The organism is Enterobacter sp. CGMCC 5087, from assembly GCF_003144775.1.
GTDB lineage: Bacteria > Pseudomonadota > Gammaproteobacteria > Enterobacterales > Enterobacteriaceae > Enterobacter > Enterobacter cloacae_M.
Genome location: NZ_QFXN01000219.1, coordinates 1 through 7379, shown reverse-complemented (window position 1 = coordinate 7379; position 7379 = coordinate 1). Strand labels below are relative to the sequence as shown.

Genomic DNA, 7379 nt, shown 5'->3' with positions numbered 1-7379 from the left:
CCTCGGCGCGGTAGATATCGCCAAAGCCTTCCTGTTCCACCACCGCCATCACCGCCGGGCTGTAGCCCTGCCCTGCGAAGACGCGCAGCAGGTTCTGGTTGAGGAATTCGTCGTACTGCTGGGCGCAGAAGATATCGCGCGGTTTGCAGGTGGCCGGGTAGATCAGCTGGTGCGCCAGCATGCCGCCCATCAGCTGGCCGGGTCTGGTCTGGTGCAGATATTCGGTCAGCGCCATGTGCGCCACCATCGTATGGTGCTGCAGCTCGTACAGCTCGCGCAGGGTTTTCTCGCCGTGCATATAGCCGGAAATGCGGAACGCTTCCGGCATATGGAAGATGTTCTGCTCGTTGAAGGTCAGCCAGTACTTCACGCGGTCGCCATAGCAGTCGATCATCTTTTTGCCGTAGCGGATAAAGGCCTCCATCACGCGGCGGTCGTTGAAGCCGTTGTACTCCTGCGCCAGCGCCAGCGGCATATCGAAGTGGTACAGGCAGACCATCGGCTCGATGCCGCGGGCGATCAGATCGTCGATAAAACGGTCGTAAAACGCGATGCCCTCGTCGTTGAACGCGCCGTCGCCCTGCGGGCAGACGCGGCTCCAGGAGATCTGGAAGCGGTAGCAGTTCATGCCCAGATCCTGCATCAGGTCGAAATCTTCCCGGTAGCGGTGGTAGGAGTCGGTCGCGACTTTCCAGTCGGAGACGTTCTCCCCGGCTTCGCGAATGTCATACACCGACATCCCCTTCCCGCCCTCGTTCCAGGCCCCCTCCGTCTGCATGCTTGACACCGAGTTGCCCCATAAAAAATTGGCCGGCAGCGAATTGTTCATGCTCTCTCCCTATATGACTAGTCATTTAAAATTTCATGACTAGTCATATAGGCGAAGATGAAATGGGGATCAAAGGGGAGGATCGTTTTTTGTGAGATAGGTTGGAAAGAAGACACCGGGTGTCGTGTCATATTAAAGTTATGTCACTAATGCAGAAGTTATTTCACTAATCAATTTTATTATAAATAAGTTATGTCATTATTTTTGTTACAAGCATGATTCATAAGTTATTTTTCATCTCTTTCTTTGCTATGTTCATTTTGTAATCTGTACGTAGGGAACTAAACTTAAAAAGATGAAATTCGTAACTAATTCGCCTTAGACTTTTTTCGAGGTTTGAATCGCCACGGATAATCTAGACATTTCTGAGCCGTTGATAATATAGGTTTTCATATTCAGCCGGTGGCATCTGCTCGCTCGAACCATGCCGACGCTTACTGTAATAAAACATTTCGATATAATCAAAAATATCGCTTCTGGCTTCGTCTCTCGTTCCGTAGATCCTTTTCTTAATCCGTTCGCGTTTCAGTAGCTGGAAAAAGCTTTCCGCAACCGCGTTGTCGTGGCAGTTACCGCGACGACTCATGCTGCCTTCCAGACCGTATGATTTCAGGAACGACTGCCATTCATGGCTCGTGTACTGACTGCCCTGATCAGAGTGAACCAGTACCTGCTTTTGAGGATTACGCCTCCACACCGCCATAAGTAATGCGTTCAGGACAATCTCTTTTGTCATGCGGGGTTGCATTGACCAGCCGATAACTTTTCGGGAGAACAGGTCAACCACCACGGCCAGATACAGCCAGCCTTCGTGGGTTCGGATGTAGGTTATGTCCGTCACCCAACGCTCATCCGGTGAGTCCGGATTGAACTGCCGCTGGAGCCTGTTGGGTGTCACGATGCTGGCTTCGCCTTTACGTGCCCGTGGGCTACGGTACCCAACCTGAGCTTTTATTCCGGCACGTTTCATCAGCCGCCAGCCCCGGTTCACTCCGCACTGCTGTCCGGTATCACGCAGATCGAGATGGATCTTGCGATAATTATAGACGCAGCCAGACTCAAGCCAGGACTGTTTGATCTGCCCGGTCAGCAGCTGGTCTGTCTGGTGACGCTGTGAATGTGGCTGCTGAAGCCAGAAATACAATCCACCCGGATGGACATCCAGAACCTGACAGAGCAAACGAACAGGCCAGCAACGGCTGTTGTCGCGGATAAAGGCGTACCTCAGTCGGACAGCTTTGCGAAGTACGCCGTGGCTTTTTTTAATATGTCCCGTTCGTCCGTAACCCGCTTCAATTCTTTCTGAAGACGACGGATTTCGGCCTGAGCATCTGACTGTTCATTATGAGTGGAAGAATCCGGACCGTACTTCTTTATCCAGGCGTAAAGACTGTGAGTGGTGATATCGAGACGTGTTGCAACACTGGAAATAGAATGACCACGATCAACAACCTGTTTGACTGCTTCAATTTTAAACTCTTCAGAATAACGCTTACCGCTCATGGGCACCTCTCTTTAAGTCATCTTAAATGACTCTGAGGTGCCTGTTAAACCCGTGGCGATTCAATGCACTTCATATCTTTTGGCAATCCTATCCGTAACAAACCTCTACATATTTTTTATTGAAGCGTTCCCCATAAACTCTCATTCTAATATAGTAGCTCTTGTTAAATTCAATCTAAGCATGTGTTTTTTTTAAAAAAAGATTTTATAATCTTAGCCTCATGTAAATTTTTAGTTATCCATATGAACAACCAAAATAATTAATAAATTTCCAAACTCTCACTATAGAACAAGGGCCCTAGTTTTTTCAGGGTGACCGAATAATAAATCGAATTTCGATACCTGACGCATGGAAGTATAGATTGGCAATATCAAAAATAATCTTGAACAAGAAATGAACAGATGGCAAATAGTTTTAAAATCTTGTTCATAACTATCTTTTTGAACATTAAAAACTCCTTGCCATCAAGGATCAAACGCATAATTCAAAATTAACATAAGTTTCTTTCAGTGCTTCAATAACTTGATCAGTAACATCAATACAATTAGAAGATGTAAGTATTATATCTCCATAGTTATTGATTGTTAGCCCTTGTTCATTACTTATTTCTTTTGCAACCCTAATTATTTCTTTAATTATTTGATGTCTTGCTGATTGACGACATGATAGAAAATGATCATGCAACTTTCGCTGATTCACTTCGCGAGTGTTAATGTATGTATTTTTTTCATGTGTTTTATCTTTTTCTTCTTCGTCATATGTACTTTTAAGTATCATTGCAACTCGTTCAAGATGATTTTTTTCCTGATGTAAAATTTCTGACTTAGCCAGAACAACTTTTAAATCGAAATAAGCAACAGTCTTTTCTTGTTCATTGCTATCACACCCATTTAATAAAATAACAAAAAGAAGAGTCACTAATTTATATGACGTTGAAAATACTATTCTTTTCATAACAACTGTTATCCTTACATAAAAAAGTTAGCGATTTACTTCTAGTCTCATATACGTTTTAAGCATTTCTATCTAACCCAGGAAAGAACATGGAACCATTTATAAAGCAAGGGTTATTGTTCGCTTTCATAAGAGTTAAATGTTGTTAAAAAGAAAAGAAACTCATGCTTGTTTTTAAAGCCCATCTTAAATTTCATCCTTGAGAGCAGTTGATATATAGTTTTATCGCTTTTATTCATTCTTGTTGCAATACTTTTGACTTTCTCTCCTGTAGAAATAGATCTGATAACTTCGAGTTCAAAAGCATTCATTACGTCGTGCGTACTTCGAAAGCCTGATTGATTATGGCTTCGACTGTTGAACTTATTTGTATCGTAAGCACAAGGTGCCACGAGTTCAGCCTTTATTTTCTTAATTGTTATATCTTTTGATATCGTTATCTGTTTACCCATCAAATTAGTATGGAAGTTGATACTGGATGAATTTAAAGCGTGAATGAACACGATTTTTCTAGCCATATCATTTAATAGCGGATGTAAGTTACGGTAGATCACAGAGTCACAACTCATTAAATCAATGAAAACAAACTCATATGTATCATATAAAATGTCAGCTTGATTAATACAGTCAATATCAGTTTGAACGGTAACAAGACTTACAGGCTCTGCGTAAGACTCTTCAAAAATATACTTTAAACCTTCAGCCCAGATATTATCGGCTCCAATGAACATCACTTTCATTTGAAATCCCTGATAGGTTAGTATAAGACAGCCCGGTTACAGGGCTGCCTTTTCCCGAATTATTTTGAAATGTTATTTTTGGGACTTGTTGCGTCCTTACTCTCTTTTCCCGATGTTGCAGTTTCAGACTTAGGCGTTGTCACTGAGATGGATGGTAGAGCGCCAAAGTCAGCCTTAACATCTTTTAGCGTTTCAATGACCTGTACAGTTATATTGGTATCGTCTGCAGAGGAAAGGATTAATGAACCGTCCATCACAATGCGTAACCCATTCTGTTGTCTGACCTTATCCACTGCCTGACGGGCCTCTGATAATATGTTATTTCTTGCAGATTGACCTGCTTCTGTAAGTACTTTGCGGAGCATAATTTGGTCGGCCTGGCGAGCTTTTTCTCTCTGTTCTTTATCCATTTTTTCATAAAGTTTCCCGGCCTCGGTTTCGGCCTTTTTTAGCGCACCAATAACCAAATCCATACGCTCCTTTTCTTGTTGTGCTAGTCCTGACATAGACAACACAGCTGCCAGATCAACATAAGCAATATCATTCCCTTTCTTCTTCATGTCACATCCTCCCAGTAGCATTACTGACATTGCCATAATGGCCATATAAACGGTAAAAAACTGACGGGTTGTCCGGCTCATATTTTCCCTCTTTATCTCTTTCCTCAGAATACGGTCATAGCAGGCAGGCCTCTCATGAAGCCTGCCTGGATATGGATTAGAAGCTCACTTTCAGCCCAAGCATTGCACTGCTGTCGCTGTAGCCTGCATCTCCAACCTGTTGAGCGACATTGCCCCACAGATTGACATTTCGACTCAGTTGGCCTTCCACACCAACCTTCAGCTCGCCAATGTTACGGGTGCCGGCCTGGTTCACGCGCACACCATTCAGGGTGGCGCCAAATGTCTCGGTGTTGTGGATCCAGTTGGCTTCAACAAACGGCTCGAAGGTTCGCTCTTTTCCGTCGTCCAGTGCGCTGTGACCTTTGATGAAAGCACGGGCCCCTAAGCGAGTCTGAATATTCCCATCCCCTTCACCTGTTACTCGGGTACCGTTGCTTTCAGTGATGTCGTCAGCCTTAACGCCCATCCAGATTGCCTGAGCTTTCGGCTGGATGTAGTAAGCCGTCCGCTCATCACGTTCACCCAGTTTCCAGGTATATCCACCTTCAACCGATGCAGTAAAACCTTTCGATTTGTAGCTTTCGCTGCCGGCAGACTTTCCGCTTACGGTGTTATCAAACCAGTTGTACAGCAGCCAGGTATCTACCCAAGCCCCGGTCTTGGCTTCGTTATCCTGAAGCCAGGTGCCGTACAGGCCTGCACTGTAACCGCTGATACTGCCATCAGCCCGGTTACCGTTAACGTGGTTACGCGCGTTGCTCTTCTGGTTTGCATAGCCTGCCATTACGCCAAGGTAATAGCGGTTTTCACCGTCGCTGCTCCATTGCGCAATATCTCCGCCCATCTGCATCACATATCGGTTCGACTGGGTGTTCAGCTGTCCGCTGCTGTCCTTCGAGCGAGTGTGACCACCGACGTTACGCAGCCACATACTGGTGACCTTTTTCTCGCCTGTAAGAACATCCACATAGTGAGTTTCGCCCAGACGATCGTGAAGCCTGTGCGTAAACAATGTGTTAGCGGCAGCCATATTTACACCATACAGACCCGCTTCAGGGCGTACCCAGCTTGGCTTAGGCTTGTTGCCGGTATCCGTATCTGTTCCAGAATCAGTATCCGGGTCTGTTCCTGGTTCAGGATTCGGCTCTGTCGGATCTACTGGATCGATCGGCGTTGTGTCACCGCTTACCAGATACCAGTTTCCGCTATTACTGCCCTGTCCACGAGTCAGAACATAATCGTAAGCCCCGGCCACAATACGTCTGGACTGAGTAAATTCCCCGTCCGACTTACCGCCGACTGTAATTAGCTCAATTCCATTGAGGGTGGCAGCGCCACTTCCACCCGCGTTGGTAATGCTGACGGTGGTATTGCCGCTGGTTGATCCGCTAACGACCATTCGATCGGTGGCTGAATTGTCGTCACCCAGCACGGTATTGAAGTTTATGGTTCCGTTGTTGCCAACATAGTCCCCAGTCACATTGAGTATGTTCCCGGCGGCGCCGCCCGACTGACCAATCATCACCATACTGTTGTTGGTTAGATTGCCACCTACAGTGAATTGCAATGGGGTTGTGTTTACGACGCCATAATCTCCCAGCACAAATGTGCCCTGGTTGATAACATCGCCAGCTGTACTGCCGTAACCACCAAAAACAGCGCCACTCGCCACGTTTACAGCCGATGAAGCCAGCGCCACCGCATTGTCTGCATCACCCAGGGTGAGTATGCCGATATTGACGTGTGTATTACCGGTGTACTGAGCTGCTGACTGCGTCAGCGTCACGTTACCCCGGCCATCTTTCACCAGATCCCCGGTCCCCGTGATATGGTTTTCTACCGTCCAGGCTGCCACATTGTTCAGCACCAGGTTACCATGGTTCTCAATGTCGGCATTTCCAGTCTGTTCCGGACCCTGAGCAGTCAGTTGTGTTCCTGTATCCAGATTAAAGAGACCTGAAAACCCGCTGTTATCGGCTGCCAGGATAATATCCGCCCCGTCTTTAAGGGCGACATGACCGTTTCCGGCCAGCGTTTTCGCCAGTGCACCCGCTGCAGCCTCATTAAACGTCAGCGTGTCGTTAGCGGACGTCATCATGATGGTTCCGCTGTTACCCAGCCCCGCGACATCGTTAAGAACGGCGTTCGCACCACCATTCAGGGCAACATTGCCGATATAACCTGTATTCGCGCCATCGACGTGAAGCTCACCGGAAAGCACATCCAGCTCACCCGCCCCAATAAGGGTATTACCAGCAATTGTCCCGGCATTATTTATGCCTGCCTCCCGCTGCGCGTCGCTGAGTGTCAGTTGGCTGCCGTCATTAAGTATCACCTGGCTACCGGCCTCGGTATTCAGCGCACCTGCCGTCTGGGATGAACCGTTCATCTCCAGCACGGAGCCTGCGGCGACGTTTACGGCAGACGTCAGCCCCAGCGCATTGTCAGCGTCAAGGCGCAACGTCCCACTCTTCACACTGGTGGTACCGGTGTAATCATTACCGCCATTCGACAGGCTCACGGTCTGTGCGCTGCCGGTATCAATCGCCAGATCGCCACTGCCGGTCACCTTCACGCGCAAATCGGTCTGCAGCCCCTGAGCATCAGGCCCAACTGCAAGCGTCAGGGCATCGTCACCCGTTCCCATGAGCTCAACTGCGTATTCCGCTCTGATCGATCATGTTTTCGCGTGGAACGTCGATCAGCGATTCGCAGCTGATCGATCATCC

Annotated in this window: 6 protein-coding genes; all 6 read right to left on the bottom strand. The window is 47.3% G+C overall.

What is annotated here, in order from left to right; all coding sequences use genetic code 11:
• The coding region (locus tag DEO48_RS18560) for a glycoside hydrolase family 1 protein (protein WP_146198302.1) at nt 1-829 on the bottom strand (829 nt) is incomplete at its 3' end.
• 355 nt (nt 830-1184) lie between these two features.
• Nucleotides 1185-2332, bottom strand: a protein-coding gene (locus DEO48_RS18555; protein ID WP_109845952.1) for an IS3 family transposase whose coding sequence is annotated in 2 segments (ribosomal slippage) — nt 1185-2083 and nt 2083-2332 — 1149 coding nt in all. Because the reading frame shifts where the segments join, the coding sequence is not laid out codon by codon here.
• A gap of 472 nt (nt 2333-2804) precedes the next feature.
• Nucleotides 2805-3287, bottom strand: a complete 483-nt coding sequence (locus tag DEO48_RS26575) for an OmpH family outer membrane protein (protein WP_146198301.1) — start codon at nt 3285-3287, stop codon at nt 2805-2807.
• Nucleotides 3288-3400: 113 nt separating this feature from the next.
• Complete coding sequence (locus DEO48_RS18550; protein WP_109845951.1) at nt 3401-4027, bottom strand: LuxR C-terminal-related transcriptional regulator; 627 nt, start codon at nt 4025-4027, stop codon at nt 3401-3403.
• 59 nt (nt 4028-4086) lie between these two features.
• Nucleotides 4087-4668: a hypothetical protein gene (locus DEO48_RS18545; protein WP_109845950.1), complete on the bottom strand. Its 582-nt coding sequence runs from the start codon at nt 4666-4668 to the stop codon at nt 4087-4089.
• Nucleotides 4669-4744: 76 nt separating this feature from the next.
• Nucleotides 4745-7297, bottom strand: a complete 2553-nt coding sequence (locus DEO48_RS18540) for an autotransporter outer membrane beta-barrel domain-containing protein (RefSeq protein WP_258306122.1) — start codon at nt 7295-7297, stop codon at nt 4745-4747.
• Between the last annotated feature and the right edge of the window lie 82 nt (nt 7298-7379).

What these genes read in the sequence shown, in the direction of transcription:
- DEO48_RS26575 (WP_146198301.1), bottom strand. Translation starts at nt 3,287, where the DNA reads ATGAAAAGAATAGTATTTTCAACGTCATATAAATTAGTGACTCTTCTT.
- DEO48_RS18550 (WP_109845951.1), bottom strand. Translation starts at nt 4,027, where the DNA reads ATGAAAGTGATGTTCATTGGAGCCGATAATATCTGGGCTGAAGGTTTA.
- DEO48_RS18545 (WP_109845950.1), bottom strand. Translation starts at nt 4,668, where the DNA reads ATGAGCCGGACAACCCGTCAGTTTTTTACCGTTTATATGGCCATTATG.
- DEO48_RS18540 (WP_258306122.1), bottom strand. Translation starts at nt 7,297, where the DNA reads ATGGGAACGGGTGACGATGCCCTGACGCTTGCAGTTGGGCCTGATGCT.